Source organism: Clostridium sp. TW13, from assembly GCF_024345225.1.
Classification (GTDB): Bacteria; Bacillota; Clostridia; order Clostridiales; family Clostridiaceae; genus Inconstantimicrobium; species Inconstantimicrobium mannanitabidum.
This window is the reverse complement of record NZ_BROD01000001.1, coordinates 735494-758733: the sequence shown is the minus strand read 5'-3', so window position 1 is coordinate 758733 and position 23240 is coordinate 735494. Positions and strand designations below refer to the sequence as shown.

Here is a 23240-nt window from a genome sequence, read left to right as displayed (position 1 = left end):
ATTAGAACCTCTTTTTCAAAGATTAAATTGTTTTTCCCATAGCTTGTGCTATTAATCTAATATCATCTACTAACTTATCAAACTTGCTTGGTTTAATTGACTGTTGACCATCACATAAAGCATTTTCTGGATCATTGTGTACTTCAATAATCAAACCATCAGCTCCTGCTGCTACAGCTGCCTTTGATAATGGTTCCACTAACCACCATTTACCTGCTGAGTGTGATGGATCTATAACTACAGGTAAGTGTGATAATTTCTTTATTACAGGAATAGCTGAAATATCCAATGTATTTCTTGTGTAAGTTTCAAAAGTTCTTATTCCTCTTTCACAAAGTATTACATCCTCATTTCCTCCTGCCATAATATATTCAGCAGACATTAAAAGTTCCTCTATGGTAGCTGACAAACCTCTCTTAAGCAAAATAGTCTTTTTTGTTCTACCTAGTTCTTTTAATAACTCGAAGTTTTGCATATTTCTTGCACCAACTTGAATTACATCAACATCTTCCACGAATCTTTCTAAGTATTCTGTTGACATAATTTCAGTTACTATTGGAAGTCCTGTTTCCTTCTTAGCTTTTAATAACAAGTCTAACCCTTCGTCCTTTAACCCTTGAAAAGAGTATGGAGAAGTTCTAGGCTTAAAAGCCCCACCTCTTAACATGTTTGCACCAGATTTCTTTACCGCTTGAGCAATTCCAATGATTTGATCTTCACTTTCTACAGAACACGGACCTGCGATTAATCCAAAATGTCCTCCTCCAATTTTCACTCCATTAACATCTATAATGCTATCATGAGGCTTAAACATTCTGTTTGCTCTCTTGTATGGTTCTTGCACATGTACAACCCTTTCAACACACTCATTAGCTTCTATAGTCTTTGGATCTAACTTACTTGTATCTCCTATTAAACCTAGAATAATTAATTCTTCACCAATTACTGGACTTACCTTTACTCCAAATCTTTGGATACCTCTTGATATTCTCTCAAGTTCTTCTTTTGATGTTCCTTTTTTCAAAATAACTACCATAAATATTTCCTCCCCAATTAAAATTATTTTCCTATAATTTATTTTTGAATAAAAAAAAAGGAACTACAATGAGTTCCTTTTTGTATAAATACAGAAAACTATAGGTTTATATTAAATCACACTCTAACTCATCACGAAGTCTGACTAACTATTTTTTTGTAGCAAAAAGATCCAGCGCTAAAATAAAAGCCCCAGTTAAAGTAATAAAAGTTATAAAATTTTGCTACTAGCCCTTTCGTAATTTTTAAAGCCATAATAAACCTCCAATTTTATTCAAAAACAATTTATAAAATTTTTCTTATTTTTTTGATTTATTTTATAAATATAATATTCCTCTATTTATACTTTGTCAATAGAAATTACTTTAAATTTCTTTTTTATTATTATCTTTTTCTTCAAAATTGATTTTTTCATCAACAATATACAAAGGTCTATTCTTACTTTCATCATAAATTCTTGCAATGTATTGACCTATTATTCCTAAAGATAATAACTGCACTCCACTAAATAAAGATATTGCAACTATGATTGATGTCCATCCTGGTTGTGCATTCACTCCAATTATTCTTATTATCAAAGAATAAATCAACAATATTATTGAAATAAATATAGTTATACCTCCAAGATAAGATATCATCTTTAATGGCTTCGATGAAAAAGCTATGATTCCATCTGATGCAAATTTAAGCATCTTCTTCAATGGGTATTTTGTACTACCTGCAAAACGCTCTTGCCTTTCATACTCAAAAGCATATTGTTTAAATCCAACCCAGCTCATCATACCCCTTATAAATCTGTTTCTTTCAGGCATATTCTTAAAAACTTCTCCAACTTTTCTATCAATAAGTCTAAAATCTCCTGTATCTTTTGGAATTTCAACTTCTGACATTGAGTGTAAAAATTTATAAAAACATTTAGCTGTAAATAGTTTAAACCAAGTTTCACCTTTTCTCTGCTTTCTCTTAGCATATACCACATCATAACCTTCTTGCCATTTCGCCACTAAATCAGGTATTAATTCAGGTGGATCCTGCAAGTCAGCATCTATTATTACTAATGCATCTCCTGTAGCAGCAAATATACCAGCTGTAACAGCATTTTGATGACCAAAGTTTCTAGAAAAACTTATAACCTTTGCCCGTTCATCTTTTAAAGCTATTTCTTTTAATATTGGTAATGTTTTATCTGTAGAGCCATCATTAACAAATATTAACTCATAATTTAATTGACTTTCTTTCATTACCTTAGTTAATCTATTATAACATTCCTGTGCCACTTCCTCTTCAAAGTACATAGGCACAATAATAGATATTAATTTATCTAACATCTTACTTCCCCCATTTTTAAGTTAGGCATTTTGAAAAATAAGTAAGTCCATATGCAACAAATATTGAGACTTAGTATTTATTTCTAGCCACCTTATTTTACTCACTATAAGATTATAGTATAACATTATAAAAGTGTAAACAATATGTATTTATAAATATTTTCCATAGTGAATTTGATTTATAAATACATTTGCTGTAGAATAGCACTGTAAAGCATCTAAAAATGTAGATTAGGAAGGAGCAGCATACAAATGATAGACTTAAGTGCAAATGATGCATATAATCTAATAAAAGAAAAAAAAGATGTTATTATCTTAGATGTAAGAACAAAAGATGAATTTAATGATGGTCATCTAGAAAATGCAAAATGTTTTCCTCTAGGACGTATTGATATGGATTTAGATGAATTGTACGGATATGAAGATACGCCTATCCTTGTATATTGTGAACGAGGTGGAAGAAGCTTTCAAGCTTCTGAAGTCCTTGAAAATAATGGATTCAATAATATTTATAATATGCTTGGAGGTTACACTAGTTGGGTTAATGCCTCCTTTAACAAAAATAACAGAGGTTAACGAGAACCTCTGTTATTTTTATATTTAATCTTAACCAATACCTAAGATGTTATTAATCTCATTTTTATACGCATCTGCTTTAGCACCGAAGATAGCTTGAATTCCACCAGCACCAACTTCCATAACTCCAGCAGCTCCTAATTCTTTAAGTTTAGCTTTATCAACTTTAGACTTATCTCTAACCTCAACTCTTAATCTTGTAATACAAGCATCAAGATTGGTTATATTGTCCGCTCCTCCTAAGGCTGCCAATACAGCTGGGGCTTTTTCTACTATTTCATTATTAGCATTTTTAGCACCCTTAGTATTTTTATCTGGACTTATACCCTTAGCTTCTTGGAAATCTGCCTTTGTATAAAGTCTAGCTTCTTCTTCACTTTCATCTCTACCTGGAGTCTTTAAGTTTAATTTTTGAATTAATAATGAGAATACAAAATAGTATATTACTGCATAAACTAATCCAACAATAACAAGCATAAACCAGTTGGTTTTAACTCCGGCACCTGCTGGTAATAACCCAAATAGTGTAAAGTCTAAGAATCCACCTGAGAATGTCATTCCTATAAATACACTAAATAGATCCATTAATAAGAATGATATACCTGCAAGCACACAATGTACTACATAAAGTACTGGTGCAACGAACAAAAATGTAAATTCTATTGGTTCTGTTATACCTGTTAAGAATGAAGTAAGTGCAGCAGAAGCAAGTAGTGAGCCTACTAACTTTTTCTTTTCTGGAAGTGCATTTTTATACATAGCGTAGGCTGCTGCAGGTAAACCAAACATCATGAATGGGAACTTACCAGCCATAAATCTTGTTGTTCCACTTACTATAGTTTTCATATCAGCAGCTGACATACCAACTAAATCTGACATGCTTGACAATTGAGCAAAGTATGCTGTATTAGCTCCTGCAACTGTCTTCCATGCACCTGCTACATGTACTTGAGCTTCTACGAAAGAAGCATACCAGAATGGTGTATAGAAAATGTGATGCAATCCAAATGGGATTAATGATCTTTCAATTAATCCAAATAAGAATGTACCAAAGATTCCTGAGTTTTTAACAAATATAGCTATGTATGAAATTCCTGTCTGCACTACAGGCCAAGCAAATGCTAATATTGCTCCTACTAATGCCATTGCTAAGGCTGTAACTATTGGAACAAATCTTGACCCTGAGAAAAATCCAAGCACTGGTGGTAATTGAATATTGTAATACTTATTATGTAATATTGATGTAATAATCCCTGTTATAATACCACCAAACACTGACATATTTAATGTAAATATTCCTAATGTATTTGTTGTAAAGGTTGCATAACTTCCTACATTAGCAGCAGTTACAACCCCCAATTGGGTAACTCCTAAAGCTAACATTACTGATATAACTTTATTCATTACAAGGAAACCAAATACAGCTGCTAGTGCTGCAGTTCCTTTGTCTCTTGTTGAAAGACCAACAGCAACACCTACTGCAAATAGTAATGGTAAGTTTCCAAATACTATATCTCCTATTCCCTTCATTATCTGAAGAACACCTGTTACAAAAGGTATGTTAACAAAAGATATTAATGGCCCATATACTGCTGGTGGATTTGTCAATCCAGATATACCCAGCAAAGCACCACCTAAGCCTAATAAAATACCTGCTATAGGAAGAGCTGCTATTGGTAACATTAAGGCCTTTCCTATTCTTTGTAAATACTGAAGCATTATAATTCCTCCTCTTGTTATATAAGGCATCCTAAAAAAATAAGTAAACCCGTATGCTAGCTATTTTACTTCTTACCGCGTCAAAAAAGCCATTAGATAATTCACTCTCTGTGAAATCTGCTTTCTTTTGCCTAACTTAAAATATCCTTAGCATATTCAGACTTCTTATCTATTTTTAGATACCTAAAATCATGTTTACTTATAACTAGTATGTATTTTTACTTAAACAACTATTCAAATTTATTAAATAAAAAAAACTAATAATTTATCAACGATATAATTATTTATACCGGAGATAAGTTTATTAGTTTTCCTTACATAACATTATATTAATATTCTTTACATATGACCTTTATTTCACACTAAAAGTTGGACTTTTTGTGTAAACACCATTCTTCCAATCTATATAACACGCTTCTATTGAATCTCCTGATTTAACACTATCTTTAGCTACTTCTAAAGTAGTTGTATCTACAAAAGTAGTATCAATAATCTTATTATGTTTCAGTACTCTACTCTGCTCTGTAAAACCAGTTCCCTTTATAACAACTTTATCATCTTTTATTTCAACTGATGTAACAGTTAAAGGAATCAAACCTATGGTCATATCTTTTATTTCAAATGGTTTTGAATCTGTATAGGTATAATCCTTACCATATAGAAGATCATATTCCATCAATTTAAATTCTTCTTCTGTTGCATTACCTTGTTTATATTTTCTTTGGAACTGAGCCATTGTAGTCCCTTTTAGATTTAGTATATCAAATATCTTTGGAGATAACTGATAAGCTTTGATATCCTCATCATTCTTTTTAAGTCCTATATTATCCCATATTAAATATGGTGTGGCGAACTTTTGACCGTCTGTTAACTTTACTTTGTCATATACACTAAAATTATTTCCTAAAGCTGGCAAATGATCTCCGTACATATATAGTATTGTAGGTTTGCCTGTACTGTTTATTAAATCTACCACTGATTTAATAAATTTATCAGCCTGTTCAAGTTGGTAGGCATAATTTTCAAGTTGTATTTTTTCATTTTCATTTAAAGGTCCTTCTACTACCTTAGGTCCATCTTCAGAAATAAGTTTTGTACCATCATAAGGTCCATGAGTTTGCACTGTTACTCCAAATATATAATTTCCATCTTCTCTTTGAGATAGAACTTTACTGATTGGATCTAACATCACCTTATCTTCTTCCCATTCCCCACTATGTGTTTTATATGGAATAGTTTCTCCACTTATAAATCTATCAAAACCTATATTCTTGTATACATCTACTCTATTATAAAAATTTCCCCAGTGATCATGAATTGCAGTTGTTGTATATCCATTATCTCTTAGTACACTTGCAACTGATTCTACTGACTTTGTTCTAAGTGTTTGCACATATGGGGTATTACCTGGACTCAATAACTTTGTACTCATTGAAGTAAATGCCTCAAACTCAGTATTTACTGTTCCTCCACCTATTACGGGCACAGTCATTTTACCTGATGAATACTTTTGACTTAATGCTCTAAAATTAGGTATTGGATCTCTAGAAAATTTAACTCCTGGTAAGGTTGTAGGATCAAAAAAAGCTTCCAATAAAAATCCTATAACATTTGGCTTAACATCAGAACTAATAGTATTCTTGGCTTTTGATGTTTCTTCTACTTTTGCCATAACTTCAGTACTAAGCTCATTTTTTATTGATTGAATCTTATCTTTAGAATATGTATCTGGCTTGCTAGGCTTTAGTGAAGTTACTGTTTCACCAAATGAATAAGCAAATCCAAATTGATAATAAGAACTTCTCATATCCCATAATACCGGCTTTATATTCAGTGCTTGTACGATTCCTCTTGATAAAAATGGAAATCCAAGAACTAATGCTACAGCAATTATTGTAAAAAATTTATTTGGAAATCTCACACTTGTCTTCTCATTTTTCCAAGTATAAACTACTGCAAAAATAGAAGCAATAATTAATACTCCTATTAAAATCATTTTAGCTCCACTTAAATATGAATTAGCAACATCTCCTGCTTCCTTTATTAAAAAGAAGTCTTGAGCCATAAGAGGATCTCCTCTAAAAACAGACTTTATTCCACTTGCACAGCTTAATATAGCCCATAAAATAGAATAAATAACAAACCCTAATTTTTTTCTCTTCAGTAATAATATAAAGCAACTCAAGCAAACTATAATGCTCATATTATACAAAGATATTAGTGGGTGTTGAAATATATATGTAACAGCTTGCAATAAACTACTTCTTTGAAATGCTTCAATAAGCATAAATAAGCATAAATACATTAAACACCAAGTTAAAATATTTTTATTTTTTTCAGATATATTTAACTTTTTCATATGCTCTCTCCTTTACAATTTCATAATCGACTACATTATTATACTCTTTTTTTTTTAGAAATTGCACTGTTATTAGCATCTTATACCAAAAATAATTTATTAAATTTTTTTGAATGAAAGAATAGGTAATACTTTATCCAATTTATTTATTGAAAGTATTACCTATCTATATTAACTAAAATTTTTTATTTAAGTATTCCATATTGGTTCTCAAATACTTAAATTTTCTATAAAGCACTAAATTTAATGCTATATAGTTAATCATAAGTCCAATATATACACTATTAAGCTTGTAATCTAATATGCAAACAAATATATAAATTAACATCATAGATAAAATAGAAATTATAGAAGTTACAAAAAACACAAACTTCTCTCCGCCTAAAGCTTGTATACTATATTTAAGCACACAACTAGGAACATTAGCTGCATTAGCAATAATACATATAAACACGTATTTAGGAACATTGTTAATTAAATTAATATCGTCAGTAATTACTTTTGGAATGTAGTTTCTAAAAATAAACATTATCGAACATATCAACATATAAAAGACTAAAGCTCTTCTAATGCAAGCCTTAACTGTTACATCTATTTCATTCAAATCTTTAGCACCAATTCCTTCGCTGACTATATTTAATGCAGCTTGAGAATAAGCATACATTGGCATTAATGCTATATTTATGATACTAAAAATCAAATTATATATTGATACTTCTAATAGACCTATATGAGACAATATATAATTCATCATAAAAATTATAATTGTTGACTCTACCAAATCTTGCAAAGCTAAAGGTACAGATATTTTCATCATCTCTTTAGCATCCCTAAACATATTTATTTTAGTGCTTTTAAACAATTTGTTCTTTATAATGATAATAATATAAAATACTATGCCTAACCCCAACGCCATAACAGATCCAATTGCATTTCCCGCTATACCTAACTTTGGGAAACCAAGCTTTCCAAAAATAAGTACATAGTCTAACATAGTATTAGAAACTGATGAAATTATACTTGAGTACAAGATATATTTTGTTCGATTTATTATCTTAAAATAAGATGAGAAATTAAACAAAATCATATTCAAACCAATAGATAAACTAAATATTTTAAGATATATAGTTGCATCAATTAGTGTATTACCATGAATATTAAAGAAATTTTCTAAAATATTTGCTCCAAATATCACACTTAGAGTAAAAAATGCACTTCCAATTATTATACTGAAAAACATACTAAAAAACAAATTATTGTTTATCTGTTTATAATCATCTTTTCCTTTAGCCCTTGAACCTAAGATATTAAAAGCTACTGAAATAGCCCCAAGTATTCCTGTAACACTATATATGTTACTTCCAATTATTCCAACTGAAGCAAACCCTTCTAAATAAGTTCTTCCTACCATTGCTTGATCACAGATGCCTATAACCATAGAAGATACGTTGTTTAACATAAGTGGTATTGCTAATTTATTTATTTTCATATTTAATCACCCTTCTTTTTTATTATCTAAAAAGAAGGGTTGTTAAAAGCAGCCTCAAAGGATCACCTCCTAATAAATTAAAATTACTTCTAAATAAAACTCTAGATTAATTATACCAATTATACAGAAATGTATCAAACATCCATAATAACCAAAACCATAAAAAATCGCAGGCGACTGTGGAGCAGGAGATTTTTTTTACACATCTGCCTTTTCGAACGAATGTGAGAAAAATTTGGCAGGCGAATATAATTTCTTTTTTATTCTTTTCCATACGAAGCCTAATCAAATAGCCTTTTTTATAAGTTATCCACAAATTTGATTTTATTATAATTTCCTAAAGAATAAAAAATAATGGTCTTAGGATATTGGCTCTATCCTAAGACCATTTGAGTTATTTTGCAAATAATTTATGCATTATTTAGCATCTCTTACTCTTCTTCTACTTCTAACAACTAAAACTGCTCCAGCTGAAGTTAATAGTAAAGCTAGTATAATTATTGAAGTTGTACTTATAGGACTTCCTGTTTTTACAAGAGTACCATTTGATGTATTACCACCAGAAGTACCTCCATTGTTATCTTTTGTTCCTGTATTTTGTTGATTTGGTGTTTTACCGTTATTATTTTGATTGTTGTTCTGGTTATTATTTGGATTGATTACTATTTCTTTATCAGAAACAACATAACCACTAAAGTGGTTAACAGTAAATGTCAACATAGAATCTTTAACATTTTCTTTTGAAACTAAAGTGAACTTGCCACTGTTATCAACATAATATACAAATAATGTTTTTCCATTGTATTTAGAGTCTACAGGAACTTGAACATCAACATCTGTTCCTAATTTTCCATCTTTTAAATTTGTACTAAAGCTTACTTGAGCAACTATATTTGCATTTAAATTTTTAATTGTATTTGGGTCAAGTACATTTCCATTGAATACAAGTTGTAAATCATACATACCTGTTGCTTCTAAAGCTGCCTTAAGTCCCGCTACATCCTTTACTGTTAATGTAACATTTCCTCTCTTTATTACAATATTTAATTTTTTCTTTGAATCTACTAATTTTTGTAGTACATCTTTACTGATTCCTTCATTCATTGTAGATATTACTACTGTATCTCCATCCTTAGCCTTATCTATGCTAGCAATAATATTCTTTGAACTAACTGGAGTTTCTCTTACAGCAACCTTGTTTCCGTCATATGCATCAGCTAAAGCTGAATAATTTACAGAAATTGATTTAACTGTATTAACTAAAATAACACCACCTACAGCTGGTATAGAAACTGTAACCTTTCCATCTTGTACAGTGTAAACTTCTTTAGTGTTTAATATATTAGTTAATTTTGTTCCATCAGCAATTCCTGGAGTTGATAATTGTACTTGTATCTGTTTATTTTGTCTATTTGATGCTACTAATACTTGACTGTCGCTGTCTTTTCTTACATAAGCCATTACATCATCTGCATAATCTGCTTGTATTTCTGAAGGTAGTACATCTCCATTTCTTAATGATGAATAAGCCTTTCTAATAGCTGCAAGTTTAGCATACCATTGTACTAAATCCTTATCTCCTACTCCCCAAGTAAATGCTCTTCTATTGTCTGGGTCATCGCAACCAACCATACCAATTTCATCACCATAGTAAATTGTTGGTGCACCAACATAAGTCATTTGTATAAATGGTATTAATCTCATTTTTTGTTTAGCTTCTTTACTTGCTTCTGTTGGGAATCCTTTTTCACTCTTCTTAACTCCATCCAAAGCAGAAATTACTCTTTGAGTATCATGAGAATCTACAAGGTTCATCATAGCTTCTAATGCTTCTCTTGGATATTGTTCTCTCATCTTTTCTAATTCATTCATTGAATCCTTTGCTGATGCAACAGTCTTATTATCATCCTGTGTTCCCTTTACGTAATTAATAAGTGCTCCTCTGAATCTGTAGTTCATTACTGAATCATACATATCTCCAAGGATATATTTTGATGCATCAGTCCAAATTTCACCGATGATTGCGTTATCTCCTTCGCTCTTTACTGCAGTTCTAAATGCTCTCCAAGTTTCATCTGAAACTTCATTTGCTACGTCAAGTCTCCAACCACTAGAACCTTTTCTTAACCATTGTCTAGAGATAGCATCTTTTCCATCAATAACTTCATTAGCCCAAGACTTAACTTGATATTCTGAACCATTTAATGCTTGGATTACTGGCATTGAATCATATCCCCACCAGCCTTCATAATCATATCTTTGTTGAGCTTTTGGAAGTTCCTTTCCTGAACTATCTTTGTCTAACCATTTATTACTTACTACAAACCAGTCTTTATAGTGTAAATCAGTTATACCCTTTGATTGTAAATCAGCTGTTACAATCTTTTCTGCTTCTTGTTGTTTTAATCCCTTTTGATTCATTAAATCATAAACTCTTGACCAATATTGATATGCTCCAATTGGCTTACCCTTTGCCATATACTTGCCATATCTATCAAAGTAAATAGAATCATCTGATACATGGTTATAAACACCATCTAAAATTATGTGCATTCCATTCTTCTTAGCTGAATTAGCAAGACTAACAAAGTCATCCATGTTTCCTAATAGTGGATCAACCTTTGAATAATCAGTAGTATCATATCTATGATTAGAAATTGATTGTCCTATTGGATTTAAATAAAGAATAGTTACACCTAATGATTTTAGGTATTGTACTTTTTGTTCTATTCCTTTTAAGTCTCCACCATACATATCATTAGACCAAACACCATCACCCTTAGATGCTTGTGGATAATTTTTATAGCTAGGATCATTTTCTAATTGTGGATCTTCAGGTAATCTGTACCAATCGCTTGGGAATTCATATTCATCAGTTCCTCTAGCATACTTTTGAAGATAATCATTATTTTTATCTCCATTAAAGAATCTATCTGGGAATATCTGATAAATAACACCATTCTTTAACCAATCTGGAGTTTTAAAATTCTTTGTTTGAACGTTAAATTCATAATTTTTAACTTCTCCAATATTAGCTGCTTTTCCTTCTCCAAAATATCCGTCGTCATCACCATAAGCTTTTACATCTGCACCATTTGAAAGAACAAAATAGTATGAATAAGTTCCTATTTCGTTTGGTGTATAGGTAATTGTCCATCTATCACTTCCATCTGGATAACTGCCATTTTTGCTTAAGTCTTTAACTAGAGTTCCAGTTTTAGTTCCAAGAATAATTTTTACCTGAGTAGCTTCATCCTTATTTGTCTTTATTGAGAAACTAATAGGTGTTCCTACAGGAGTAGCTCCATATGGTTTCTTATATTCTTCTGATCTTGAGTTATATTTTATTGCGTTAGTATCTAACTTAATATTTGAATTATCATTAAATGTTATTTCAGTAGTTGGATCATAAGAAAAAGTTATAGTCTTATCCTTATCTACTACTAATTTTTCTAATGATACTTTCTTTGAATTCTTATTTTCATCTTTAACTTCTAAACTAAGATTTGTGTAAGTACCTGCTGCTAAATCAGCTTTTCCTGAATAAACCCCAGTTAATTTTTCATCAGTTAACTTACATAATTGTTTTGTACCATCAAATAAAACAATGTCTAAAACTTTATAATTTAAACTGCTTGTTACTTGATGAGAATCATCATTATATAAGAAAGTTACGTCTGTTGTATTTGGAATAGTTATTGGAATATTAGCACCAGCTAGAACTCCATTTAATCCATAGTTTTCTGGATCCCATTTATAATTCATAGCTACCTTATATTCATATTGTCCTGCTTTTACATTCTTTAAATCTAATTTGTAATTTCCATTCCCTGTATAAGTAAATTGGACATTCTTGTCTGCTGGGCTCCAAGCTGTGCTGCCAATTGCAGTCTGAATTGACCCTGGAAGAGTTACTATTCTTCCTGTGTATTCAGGGAAATCTAAAGCTGAATTTCCATCTGCAGTTGCAGTATTACATGGATCTGTAACCCAGTTATCATCAACGATGAACTTATACTGTAATTTTTGAGCTTTATCTCCTACTCTTAAAGTAATTGACCAAACACCATCAGCATTTTTAGTCATCAACTTTTTACCATCAGCCCAATTTGTCATGTTTCCTGCTAAGTATACATTTTTTGCTTCTGGAGCCTTATAGTTAAATGTAATTGAACCACTTTCATTAATTATTGGGCTCTTTACAGTTACTACTGGTGCTTTTAAACCTAAAGCAACTTTTACATCATCAGGATTATTTACAGAATCAATTACCTTTTGAGTCTTTAAATCTGCAATAAATACTACATTCTTGTCAGCATCTAACTTTAAACTTGCATTGCCATTTGCTGGTACAGGATTGTTCCAGCTATGATTTAATACAGTTTTATATTCATAACTTCCTGCCTTAAGCATTTTTGTGTACATAAATTTTGTGGAATCTAAGCTGTACATATCAAAATCTGCACTCTTTTCATTCCATGTATCCTTGTCCCCTCTTACTGTTCCTATAAGGGAAGCTGTGTTTAAAATTTCAGGGTTAGTTATAGAATCGGTAACGATTCCATTTAAGTAATTACTTAAGATTGTAATTTCCTTTGTACCCTTTGGAACTTTAACTGAAACATTAGCTTGACCTTCTCCATTGTTCCAAGCACCATTGTATGAAACCTTATATTCAAGATTATAATCATTAGCTTGAGCACTTTCTTTTATTGGGAAAGTCTTCTTATAAAAACCGCCTCCAATATAGTCAAGCTTAAAATTATCATCTCCTGGATTCCATACTTGTCCTTTATCTAGTAAATTATCTATGCCACCAGCTAAAATAGCTTTAGTCTTAAATTGATCAGGTGTATTTATTGAATCATAAACTGCACCCTTCTTAAGATCTAATCTAAAATAAACCTTTGTAGCTTGTGTCAACTTTAATACTGTATTTCCATCCTTAGTATTCTTGCCTGCATAGTTTTCATCCCACTTGCCATTCATAGCAATCTTGTATTGATATTCACCAGCCTTTAATGAAAAAGCCTCTTCATAAATACCATTTTTAAATTCCTTTAATTGACCTTTGTAATTAGCTGGATCCCAATTAGCACCCATGCCATTACTTTCTAAAAAATCACCTGCAAGCACTGCCACAGCATCACTTTGAACTGCCTTAGTACTTGTTTCATCTGCTTTAGCTGTAGTTAGTAGTACATTGTTGAAAAATGTAAAACAAAACATAAGCAATGTAAGCCATGTTAATTTCTTATGACTTTTTGATCTCATATTATCCCCCCTGTAATATTTTCGGAAACGTTTCCAAAATGTTTTGACCTTAGATACCGTTTACAGATATTATTATATCACCATTTTTGGAAAATGCCATATGATTTTGAATATATTTTTATTTTTAGTGTTTATGTTAATTTTCTTAATGTAAAAATAAAAAGTCATAAAAATTATGACTTTTCTAATATAAAATTTATATTAAGTTTTTCAATTCTTCTACATTAGCAGCTATATAATCTGCTCCTTCTTTTTCTAACTCTTCCTTGCTTCTAAACCCCCATAAAACTCCTACTGATTTTAAGCCTGAATTCTTTGCTGTTTTTATATCAACATTAGAATCTCCAACATATAAACATTCTTCCTTAGCAAATCCAAACTCCCTTATTACCTCTAATACAGCTGCTGGATCTGGCTTTGCCTTATATCCCTCTCTATGTCCAAAAATAATATCAAATCTATCTCCAAAGAACTTTGTAACTATTTCTGTTGTAAACTCATGAGGTTTGTTTGAAACCACAGCTATGTTTATGCCTTTCGCTTTTAATTCATCTAGCAACTGGGCAATTCCTTCATAAGGTTTTGTCATATCAATCATGTGCTCTCCATAGTATTCATTAAATAAAGTTAAGACCTTATCTATAGTCTCAGGAGTTCTTTCTTCTTCTGGAAGCACTCTTTCAATTAATTTATATCGTCCATCTCCAACAAAAGTCTTATATTTATCAACATCATGAACTTTATAACCACATTTCTTTAAACCATAATTTGAAGCTGCTGCTAGATCTCCTAGAGAGTTTAATAATGTTCCATCTAAATCAAAAATAACTGCTTTGTACATACTTCTACACCTCTAACTATAACTTTATATATTACAATGCTTAATTCTAAAAAATATATCCTGTTTTCATTGCAAATTCTAAGTTGATTATACACCTTAACAGTTAATTTTGAAATTCAAGGTTCTAATATCATTTAATTTTTATAAGCATTCAAACTTATTATTCATTTGAGTATAATTAATTAAGACAATGAATAATTATTTTTCCTAAAGTCAAACTAGATAATATATATTAGATAGAAGGTGAATTTGATGAGATTAACTAAAGATTTTTATGATAAAGATGCTTTGCTTTTATCTAAAGATTTGCTTGGTAAAATTCTTGTACATAAGGTAGATGGACATATTCTTAAAGGTAAAATCGTAGAAACTGAAGCTTACATTGGAGCACTGGATAAAGCTTCTCATGCTTACAACAATAGACGAACAGAAAGAACAGCTCCTCTTTTCGGACCTGCTGGAATTTCGTATGTTTTTTTCATTTACGGTATGTATAACTGTTTTAATATAATTTCAGGAAAAGAAAATGAAGGAGAGGGAGTTCTAATTCGGGCTTTAGAACCAGTAAATGATTTAGAATACATGTCCCTCCTAAGATATAAAAAATCTTATTCTGAATTAAAGAAAGCGCAGATTAAAAATCTAACTAATGGTCCAGGAAAGCTTTGCATAGCCATGTCCATAAATAAAACTAATAATTGGGAAGACTTAACTACAAGTGAAGATTTCTACTTAGAAGGTGGAGAAGAAATTTCCCTAACTGATATTGTAGACTCCAAAAGAATTGGCATTGACTATGCAGAAGAGGCTAGAGATTTTCTGTGGAGATTTCATATAAAAGATAACCCTTACGTTTCTAAATAAATTTAAATTTCCAACTAGGTTTATATGTTTTATGGATTTATTATAATTCTATGAAACACCACATATAAATCTATAAACCTCTGAAAATATTTATATATAACCCAATATAAACATATATATAGTAAAAATCAGCATTCAATTACTTTTGATTACCAATAGAGTTAATAATCCACACTATATTTTTCATTATTTCTTATCTTTATATAATGAACTTTTTCTTAGACACCTAGAACTAAATAGGCTAGTATCTGAACTTACTTATTTTTTCAAGATGCCTTTAATAAAATTTTATCTATAATTCCATAGTCCTTAGCTTCCTCAGCAGACATGAAGAAATCTCTTTCCATATCATTTTCTATTTTCTCAATTGTCTGCCCTGTTCTTTCACTATATATTTTATTTAACTTTCTCTTGGTATTAAGGAGCCATTTTGTATGGATTTCAATATCTGTTGCTTGACCTTTAAATCCTCCATAAACTGATGGTTGATGAATCAAGATTTCGCTGTTAGGAAGAGCAAATCTTTTTCCTTTTGCTCCTGCTGTTAATAAGAATGAACCCATACTTGCTGCAAGACCAACACAGATTGTAGATACATCTGGTTTTATTAGCTGCATTGTATCATATATAGCCATTCCAGCTGTAATAGACCCTCCTGGACTATTTATATAAAAGCTGATGTCTTCATCTGGAGATACAGATTCAAGAAAAAGCATCTGTGCAACAATAATATTTGCTGAATCGTCAGTTACCTCTCCACTTAACATTATTATTCTATCATTTAATAACCTAGAATAGATGTCATAAGAACGTTCTCCTCTATTGGTTTGTTCAATAACTATTGGTACATAACCCATTTTTAACACCTCACATATTATTATTGAATAATCTTTGCATATTAAAACATGTGAAAATAAATAACAATTCCAAAGATATGATAGATATTTTTTAAATGCCTAAGCAACCATAGAAAGCTGGCTTGGAATTCTACTTTTTCCACTCATTGAAACAACATTACTTCTATTTCTTCTAAATTCTCTTGGGGGTACTCCATAAAGTTTTTTAAAAGCTTTTGTAAAAACTTCTTGAGAACTAAATTGATACTTTAGTGCTATATCAACAATCTTCTCCTCTGTATTTAATAATTCATTTGCTGCCTCCATGAGCCTTCTTTTTCTTATATACTCAGCAACTGGCTCTCCAACCACATTGTGAAAGACTCTATGAAAATGATATTTTGATAAGAATACTCTATCTGCAATATCCTTAAGTTCTATTTTGTTATTTAGGTTCTGTTCTATATACTCAATAGATCTCTTAATGCAAACTTCATAATTCATATGAATTTACCTCCTCTTATCCTTTTTCTATATTATAGTTCAACTATGAATATAAATCCTGTCTTTTCTTGCTAACTATACTTTTATTTTGTGATGTGTTTTTATATGAGCTGTAACTAATTTATAATATAGCTTTTACAATAAATAAACTACATATTATTACCTACTAAAGATAACTCAATAAATATATACCTATAAATGTTATATATACTTTTGGAAATACGTATTGAACTATTCCACTTAAATGTTGGTAAAAAAATGTCGAATTTTTGTAGCTTGTCCACCAACATTATTATGGAATAGTTCTATACAGATGCTAGATAACAATATATCGCCTACAATTCATAATATAGAAACTTTATTATAAACTATACACTTCAATTTTTATTCAAAAATAAAGAGAAGTTATGCTCCCTAAAACTAAGTATGCAATTATCTGTGCAACATCTGTAATAGCAATAAACACATAGTTTTTATATTCTTTTTTTTCTTATATCTTTATATGCTGTAAATATCATGAATACAAGCATTAAGAAAAAAATTATAACAATAACGATAAATATTGTTCCAGTTATATCATGCATTTCAATTTACTATCTATAATTTCCAAGGCAGAACTTAATTATTCTTCAGTCTATACAAAAAAACTGCATACAATTAGTTCTCACACTAACTGTACACAGTTCTCTAATAAATTTCTTATTTTAAATTATATTTCTCTATATTATCCCAATGTTACTTCAACAACATGTTTTGCATTATCAGTGAAGTTTGGAATTACATTTCCTTCTACTGCTTTGCCGTCAACTATCATTTGTTTTACACCTTTGCAAACTGCATTAGGGTTTTTGATAGTTATTTCGTAGTCACAGCCCTTGAAAGTTCTGTTTATCTTGTATTCTTTCCAATCCTTTGGTATACATGGATCTACTTTTAATCCTCTGTAATCAGGTTTGATACCTAATATCCATTGAGAAATTGTTATGAAGTTCCATGCTGCTGTTCCTGTTAACCATGAGTTCTTAGCTTCTCCATGTCTAACAGCGTCCTTACCTGCAACCATTTGTGAATAAACATATGGTTCAGTCTTGTGGATGTCACTTATTTCTTCTAAGTAAGCTGGAGCTATCTTCTTGTAAACTTCGAAAGCTCTATCTCCACGTCCGATTACAGTTTCAGCGCAAGCTATCCATGGATTGTTGTGGCAGAATATACCTGCATTTTCTTTGTATCCTGCTGGATAAGTTGAGATTTCACCCATCTCAATATAATACTTTGTGAAGGCTGGACTGTTAAGCACAATACCATATTTAGTGTCTAATCTTTCAATTACAGAATTTAAAGCCTTCTCAGCTAATCCTTCTTCAACACCAATACCGCCCATTACACAGAATCCTTGAGATTCGATGAATATCTTTCCTTCTTCATTTTCATTACTTCCGATCTTATTACCAAAATAGTCATAAGCTCTTAAGAACCATTCTCCATCATATCCATCTCTTAATACAGCCTTTCTCATGTTTTCAACATGTTCTGCTGCTCTTTTAGCTTCATCAGCTTTTCCAAGTTCATTACATAAATCTATATATTCCTTGCCTATAAATACAAACATACCTGCTATTAAAACAGATTCAGCAGTACCATCTTCCTTGTTTTCAGTAGTTTGGAATGGTTCTCCTGGTGTTGATGAGAAACAGTTTAAGTTTAAGCAATCATTCCAGTCAGCACGTCCAATTAGTGGTAGTCCGTGTGATCCTAGATTGTTTACTACATGGTCAAAAGATACTTTTAAGTGATGGAACAATGTAGCTGTATTGTTTGGATCACAATCAAATGGCACTTGTTCATCTAATATTGCTGTATCTCCTGTTTCCTTAATGTAAGCTGTTACTCCAAGGATTAACCATAGTGGGTCATCATTAAATCCACTACCGATATCATTGTTGCCCTTCTTTGTTAAAGGTTGATATTGGTGATAGCATCCACCATCTTCAAATTGAGTTGATGCTATATCGATGATTCTTTCTCTAGCTCTTTCAGGAATTTGATGTACAAATCCTAATAAATCTTGATTAGAATCTCTAAAGCCCATTCCTCTACCAATTCCTGATTCAAAGTAAGATGCACTTCTTGACATATTAAAAGTAATCATACATTGATATGGGTTCCATATGTTAACCATTCTATTTAATTTTTCATCATTGCTATCTAAAGTATAGTGTGATAAAAGCTTATCCCAGTATGCTTTTAATTCTTCAAAAGCTTTGTCCACTTTTTCTTCATTATCTAAAGAAGTTACCATAGCTCTTGCCTTAGTCTTATTTATAACTCCTTTGCTTTCCCATTTATCCTCTTCAGCATTTTCTACATAACCAAGAATAAATACGAAAGTCTTTTCTTCGCCTGGTTTTAAATCAACATTAAGTTGATGTGAAGCTATTGGAGACCAACCACTAGCTACAGAGTTAGTTGCTTGTCCATCTACTACAGCTTGAGGATCTTCAAAGCCATTATATAAGCCTATAAAAGAATCTCTATCTGTATCAAAACCATCTATCTTGCTATTTACAGAATAGAATGAATAATGATTTCTTCTTTCTTTATATTCTGTTTTATGATAAATTACTGAATCTTCAACTTCTACTTCACCAGTACTGAAGTTTCTTTGGAAATTTGTGCTATCATCGTTTGCATCCCATAAACAGAATTCTACAAATGAGAAAAGTTTAATTGACTTGTTCTCAGATGATGTATTTTTAACAGTAATTTTTTCAACTTCTCCACTAAAGTGTAATGGAACAAATGATAATTGATCTATTCTAATTCCATTTCTTTCTCCAGCGAATTTAGAATATCCTAAACCATGTCTACATTCATAGAAAGATAATTCCTTCTTTACTGGTTTCCAAGTATGAGACCAAACATCTCCATTATCATATACATAGAAGTATCTTCCACCATTATCTATAGGAACATTGTTGTATCTATATCTTGTTATTCTTCTAAGTCTAGCATCCTTATAGAAACAATATCCCCCACTTGTATTAGAAATTAATCCAAAAAAGTCCTCATTTCCTAAGTAGTTTATCCATGGATAAGGTGTTTTAGGTGTATTAATTACATATTCACGATTCACATCATCAAAATAACCAAATTTCATAATGTTATCTCCTCCAAATTTTTTATTTTAATTCTTAGAATCAAAATCCCCTCAATTTGAATCAAGACATTAACAATTAAATTATGCAACATAAACCTTTATTTATCAAGTGTAAACGTATATTTTTTTGTAAATTAGCAGATTTGCTAATTTATCTTTAATAATTTAAAACTTTCAATAAAACAACTGCAAAAAAATAACAATGTACCATGAGTACATTGTTATTTTTCTACATATTTCTAAACTTCTTGTATCGTTCTTCTAGAAGTTCTTCAACACTTTTTGTTAGTAAATTATTAATTTCACTTACTAAATTTCTTTTTAGGTTTCTTGCTACAATTTCAGGATTCTTATGAGCTCCTCCAAAAGGTTCTCTGATTATATCATCAATTATATTAAAATCAAGTAAATCTTGAGCTGTTATCTTCATGACTCCAGCTGCTTCCTTAGCTCTTGAAGAATCCTTCCACAAGATAGTTGCAAATCCTTCTGGTGAAAGTATAGAGTAAATTGCATGTTCTAACATCCAAACCTTATCAGCTACACCTAAGGCTAAAGCACCTCCACTTCCACCTTCTCCAATTACAATTGAAATGATTGGAACCTTAAGCCCCATCATTTCGACTAAATTTGTGGCAATTGCATGACCTTGACCTCTTTCTTCAGCTCCTACACCACAAAAAGCACCAGGAGTATCTATAAAACAAATTATAGGTCTTTTAAACTTTTCTGCCTGCTTCATTAATCTTAATGCTTTTCTATATCCTTCTGGATGAGGCATACCAAAGTTTCTTTCTATGTTTTCCTTAGTACTTTGTCCTTTTGCAATACCAACTACAGTAACAGCCATACCACTGATTGAAGCGATACCTCCAATTACAGCCTTATCATCTCCGTAACCCCTATCTCCATGAAGTTCTATAAAATTATCAAAAATGTTTTTAATATAAAATTGAACATTTGGTCTTTCACTTAGTCTAGCTGTAGTTAGCTTTTCCCAAGCACTCATTGTTCTTATTAATCTTCTACTCATTTTCTCACCTCATGTAAATCCAAGATTCTTGATAAGGTCTTTCTCATTTCTCTTCTGTCTGTAATTTTGTCAACAAATCCTTTTTGTAGTAAAAACTCAGCCTTTTGAAAATCATCAGGTAACTTTTCATTAATAGTGTTTTCAATTACTCTTCTACCTGCAAAACCAATAAGTGCTTTAGGCTCACTTATGATAATATCACCTTCCATGGCAAAGCTAGCTGTAACCCCACCAGTAGTTGGATCAGTAAGCACAGTTATATATAAAAGTCCTTGTTCATTATGACGATGTATAGCTCCACTTATTTTAGCCATTTGCATTAAAGAAAAAATTCCTTCTTGCATTCTAGCTCCACCTGAAGTAGTAAAAATTATTATAGGTAATTTTTTTTCTGTTGCGTACTCCACAGCTCTTGTTATCTTTTCACCAACTACAGTTCCCATGCTGCCCATCATAAAATGACTATCCATTATGGCAATCACTGTTTTATGTGATCCTATAGTACCTTCTCCAGTAATCACAGCCTCATCAATTCCAGTACTGGTTTTCATGCTCTGTATTTTTTCATCATAGCCCTTAAAATCTAGAGGATTTCTGCCAACGATTTTATTAGGAAATTCTCTAAAACTTCCTTCATCCAAAGTGAATTCAATTCTTTCTTTTGCTTCTAATCTAAAATGATAAGAGCACTTTGAGCATACCTTAAGATTACTTTTTAAATCTTCTGTATATAAAATTGTTCCACATTCAGGGCATTTACTCCACATTCCATTTGGTATACTTGGTTTATCTGCCTCATTAATTTTGCTATTCAAATCAATGGTCTGAATGGTTATATACTTTCTTTTTCCTAACAAATCTTTTAGCATTATCTATTCACCAACTTTTCTGTTAAAAATGACGTATCATAACTACCATTAACAAACTCTTCACTGTTAAGTATTTCATACTGAAAATCTATATTGGTTGTAACTCCCTCTATAGCAAATTCAGCAAGAGCCCTCTTCATTTTATTAATGGCTTCATTTCTAGTTTTTCCATGTACAATCAATTTAGCAATCATTGAATCATAACAATGTGGTATTTTATATCCGCCATAAATAGCTGAATCAACTCTAACACCAAAACCACCTGGAAAATTAACTGCTTCTATAAGACCTGGACAAGGTCTAAAGTTTGCCTTTGGATCTTCTGCATTTATTCTACATTCAATGGAATGTCCACTTAGTACTATGTCATCTTGACTAAATGATAATTCATTTCCATCAGCTACACTTATTTGCTCTTTAATTAAGTCTATTCCTGTAACCATCTCTGTGATTGGATGTTCTACTTGTATTCTAGTATTCATTTCCATAAAGTAAAACCTTCCTGTACTTTCATAAAGGAATTCTATGGTACCTACGCTATTATAGTTTACTGCCTTTGCAGCCCTTTTGGCTATTTCCCCCATCATATTTCTGGTTTCCTCAGTTAAAACTGTAGATGGAGCTTCTTCTAGCACCTTTTGATTTTTTCTTTGGGCTGAGCAATCTCTTTCTCCTAAGTGAACTACATTTCCATGTTCATCACCAATTATCTGAATTTCAATATGCTTTGGATGTTGTATATATTTTTCAATATATATTGTATCATCACCAAAATTCACCTTAGCTTCAGACTTAGCGGTATTGTATCCTGATAAAAATTCTTCTTCGTTGAATGCAATTCTTATTCCTTTACCACCACCACCAGCTGCTGCCTTTATCATTACAGGAAATTCAATTTCCTTTGCGATAGAAAGTGCTTGATTTTCGTCTTCTATTTTCCCTTCATAACCTGGGACCACTGGAACATCAGCTGCTTTCATTATTTCTCTAGCCTTAGCCTTATTTCCCATAAGTTCAATAGCATCATAATTAGGACCAATAAACTTTATGTTGCACTCAGCACACATTTTTGCAAACTTACTGTTCTCTGATAAAAATCCAAATCCAGGATGTACTGCATCAGCTCCTGTTAACACACAAGCACTTAATATATTTTGTATATTTAAATAGCTGTCTCTTGAAGATGCCGGTCCTATACATACTGCTTCATCTGCTAACTGTACATGAAGAGCATCACTATCAATTTCTGAATAAACAGCTACTGTTGCTATGCCTATTTCTCTACAAGCTCTAATAACTCTTACTGCAATTTCTCCTCTGTTAGCAATTAGAATCTTCTTTATCATAACTATC

Annotated in this window: 15 protein-coding genes; 2 read left to right on the top strand and 13 right to left on the bottom strand. The window is 31.1% G+C overall.

Annotation, left to right across the window (positions count from 1 at the left end; translation table 11 throughout):
- Positions 1-22: 22 nt before the first annotated feature.
- The gene (aroF, locus tag OCU47_RS03570; RefSeq protein ID WP_261827219.1) at positions 23-1036 is read right to left on the bottom strand and encodes a 3-deoxy-7-phosphoheptulonate synthase; all 1014 of its coding nucleotides are present in this window, start codon (positions 1034-1036) and stop codon (positions 23-25) included.
- A gap of 364 nt (positions 1037-1400) precedes the next feature.
- Positions 1401-2363: a glycosyltransferase family 2 protein gene (locus OCU47_RS03565; RefSeq protein ID WP_261827218.1), complete on the bottom strand. Its 963-nt coding sequence runs from the start codon at positions 2361-2363 to the stop codon at positions 1401-1403.
- 252 nt (positions 2364-2615) lie between these two features.
- Here OCU47_RS03565 and OCU47_RS03560 point away from each other — a divergent pair, with 252 nt between their 5' ends.
- Entirely contained in the window at positions 2616-2939 is a 324-nt protein-coding gene (locus OCU47_RS03560) for a rhodanese-like domain-containing protein (RefSeq protein WP_261827217.1), read from the top strand.
- Positions 2940-2969: 30 nt separating this feature from the next.
- On the opposite strand, the gene OCU47_RS03555 is transcribed toward OCU47_RS03560, so the two are convergent.
- The 5 genes from OCU47_RS03555 to OCU47_RS03535 all read right to left on the bottom strand — a co-directional run bounded on the left by OCU47_RS03555 (position 2970) and on the right by OCU47_RS03535 (position 14621).
- The gene (locus tag OCU47_RS03555; RefSeq protein WP_261827216.1) at positions 2970-4658 is read right to left on the bottom strand and encodes a PTS transporter subunit EIIC; all 1689 of its coding nucleotides are present in this window, start codon (positions 4656-4658) and stop codon (positions 2970-2972) included.
- A gap of 352 nt (positions 4659-5010) precedes the next feature.
- Positions 5011-7017 carry an LTA synthase family protein gene (locus OCU47_RS03550; RefSeq protein ID WP_261827215.1) on the bottom strand — a complete coding sequence of 669 codons (2007 nt, stop codon included), beginning with the start codon at positions 7015-7017 and terminating at the stop codon, positions 5011-5013.
- Positions 7018-7192: 175 nt separating this feature from the next.
- Positions 7193-8506 carry an MATE family efflux transporter gene (locus tag OCU47_RS03545; protein WP_261827214.1) on the bottom strand — a complete coding sequence of 438 codons (1314 nt, stop codon included), beginning with the start codon at positions 8504-8506 and terminating at the stop codon, positions 7193-7195.
- A 417-nt stretch (positions 8507-8923) separates the two neighbouring features.
- Entirely contained in the window at positions 8924-13780 is a 4857-nt protein-coding gene (locus OCU47_RS03540) for a pullulanase X25 domain-containing protein (RefSeq protein ID WP_261827213.1), read from the bottom strand.
- Between the two features lie 196 nt (positions 13781-13976).
- Entirely contained in the window at positions 13977-14621 is a 645-nt protein-coding gene (locus OCU47_RS03535; protein ID WP_261827212.1) for an HAD family hydrolase, read from the bottom strand.
- 252 nt (positions 14622-14873) lie between these two features.
- On the opposite strand from OCU47_RS03535, the gene OCU47_RS03530 reads away from it, so the two are divergent.
- A complete protein-coding gene (locus OCU47_RS03530; RefSeq protein ID WP_261827211.1) occupies positions 14874-15485 on the top strand; it encodes a DNA-3-methyladenine glycosylase in 612 nt (203 codons plus the stop codon).
- A gap of 266 nt (positions 15486-15751) precedes the next feature.
- On the opposite strand, the gene clpP is transcribed toward OCU47_RS03530, so the two are convergent.
- The 6 genes from clpP to OCU47_RS03500 all read right to left on the bottom strand — a co-directional run bounded on the left by clpP (position 15752) and on the right by OCU47_RS03500 (position 23233).
- Positions 15752-16342 carry an ATP-dependent Clp endopeptidase proteolytic subunit ClpP gene (clpP, locus tag OCU47_RS03525; protein WP_261827210.1) on the bottom strand — a complete coding sequence of 197 codons (591 nt, stop codon included), beginning with the start codon at positions 16340-16342 and terminating at the stop codon, positions 15752-15754.
- 99 nt (positions 16343-16441) lie between these two features.
- The gene (locus OCU47_RS03520; RefSeq protein WP_261827209.1) at positions 16442-16825 is read right to left on the bottom strand and encodes a helix-turn-helix transcriptional regulator; all 384 of its coding nucleotides are present in this window, start codon (positions 16823-16825) and stop codon (positions 16442-16444) included.
- A 724-nt stretch (positions 16826-17549) separates the two neighbouring features.
- Positions 17550-19985, bottom strand: coding sequence for a glycoside hydrolase family 94 protein (locus OCU47_RS03515; RefSeq protein ID WP_261827208.1), 2436 nt, complete (start codon positions 19983-19985; stop codon positions 17550-17552).
- Positions 19986-20214: 229 nt separating this feature from the next.
- A complete protein-coding gene (locus OCU47_RS03510) occupies positions 20215-21018 on the bottom strand; it encodes an acetyl-CoA carboxylase carboxyltransferase subunit alpha (RefSeq protein ID WP_261827207.1) in 804 nt (267 codons plus the stop codon).
- The gene (gene accD, locus OCU47_RS03505) at positions 21015-21887 is read right to left on the bottom strand and encodes an acetyl-CoA carboxylase, carboxyltransferase subunit beta (protein WP_261827206.1); all 873 of its coding nucleotides are present in this window, start codon (positions 21885-21887) and stop codon (positions 21015-21017) included. The genes OCU47_RS03510 and accD overlap by 4 nt, the downstream gene beginning before the upstream one ends.
- Entirely contained in the window at positions 21887-23233 is a 1347-nt protein-coding gene (locus OCU47_RS03500) for an acetyl-CoA carboxylase biotin carboxylase subunit (protein ID WP_261827205.1), read from the bottom strand. Before OCU47_RS03500 ends, accD begins: the two co-directional genes overlap by 1 nt.
- Positions 23234-23240: the final 7 nt, after the last annotated feature.

Excerpts from the sequence above, each read along its gene's own strand:
- accD (WP_261827206.1), bottom strand. The coding sequence starts at position 21,887 with ATGCTAAAAGATTTGTTAGGAAAAAGAAAGTATATAACCATTCAGACC.
- OCU47_RS03500 (WP_261827205.1), bottom strand. The coding sequence starts at position 23,233 with ATGATAAAGAAGATTCTAATTGCTAACAGAGGAGAAATTGCAGTAAGA.
- OCU47_RS03535 (WP_261827212.1), bottom strand. The coding sequence starts at position 14,621 with ATGTACAAAGCAGTTATTTTTGATTTAGATGGAACATTATTAAACTCT.
- OCU47_RS03555 (WP_261827216.1), bottom strand. The coding sequence starts at position 4,658 with ATGCTTCAGTATTTACAAAGAATAGGAAAGGCCTTAATGTTACCAATA.
- clpP (WP_261827210.1), bottom strand. The coding sequence starts at position 16,342 with ATGGGTTATGTACCAATAGTTATTGAACAAACCAATAGAGGAGAACGT.
- OCU47_RS03520 (WP_261827209.1), bottom strand. The coding sequence starts at position 16,825 with ATGAATTATGAAGTTTGCATTAAGAGATCTATTGAGTATATAGAACAG.
- OCU47_RS03540 (WP_261827213.1), bottom strand. The coding sequence starts at position 13,780 with ATGAGATCAAAAAGTCATAAGAAATTAACATGGCTTACATTGCTTATG.
- OCU47_RS03530 (WP_261827211.1), top strand. The coding sequence starts at position 14,874 with ATGAGATTAACTAAAGATTTTTATGATAAAGATGCTTTGCTTTTATCT.
- OCU47_RS03560 (WP_261827217.1), top strand. The coding sequence starts at position 2,616 with ATGATAGACTTAAGTGCAAATGATGCATATAATCTAATAAAAGAAAAA.
- aroF (WP_261827219.1), bottom strand. The coding sequence starts at position 1,036 with ATGGTAGTTATTTTGAAAAAAGGAACATCAAAAGAAGAACTTGAGAGA.
- OCU47_RS03510 (WP_261827207.1), bottom strand. The coding sequence starts at position 21,018 with ATGAGTAGAAGATTAATAAGAACAATGAGTGCTTGGGAAAAGCTAACT.
- OCU47_RS03545 (WP_261827214.1), bottom strand. The coding sequence starts at position 8,506 with ATGAAAATAAATAAATTAGCAATACCACTTATGTTAAACAACGTATCT.
- OCU47_RS03550 (WP_261827215.1), bottom strand. The coding sequence starts at position 7,017 with ATGAAAAAGTTAAATATATCTGAAAAAAATAAAAATATTTTAACTTGG.
- OCU47_RS03565 (WP_261827218.1), bottom strand. The coding sequence starts at position 2,363 with ATGTTAGATAAATTAATATCTATTATTGTGCCTATGTACTTTGAAGAG.
- OCU47_RS03515 (WP_261827208.1), bottom strand. The coding sequence starts at position 19,985 with ATGAAATTTGGTTATTTTGATGATGTGAATCGTGAATATGTAATTAAT.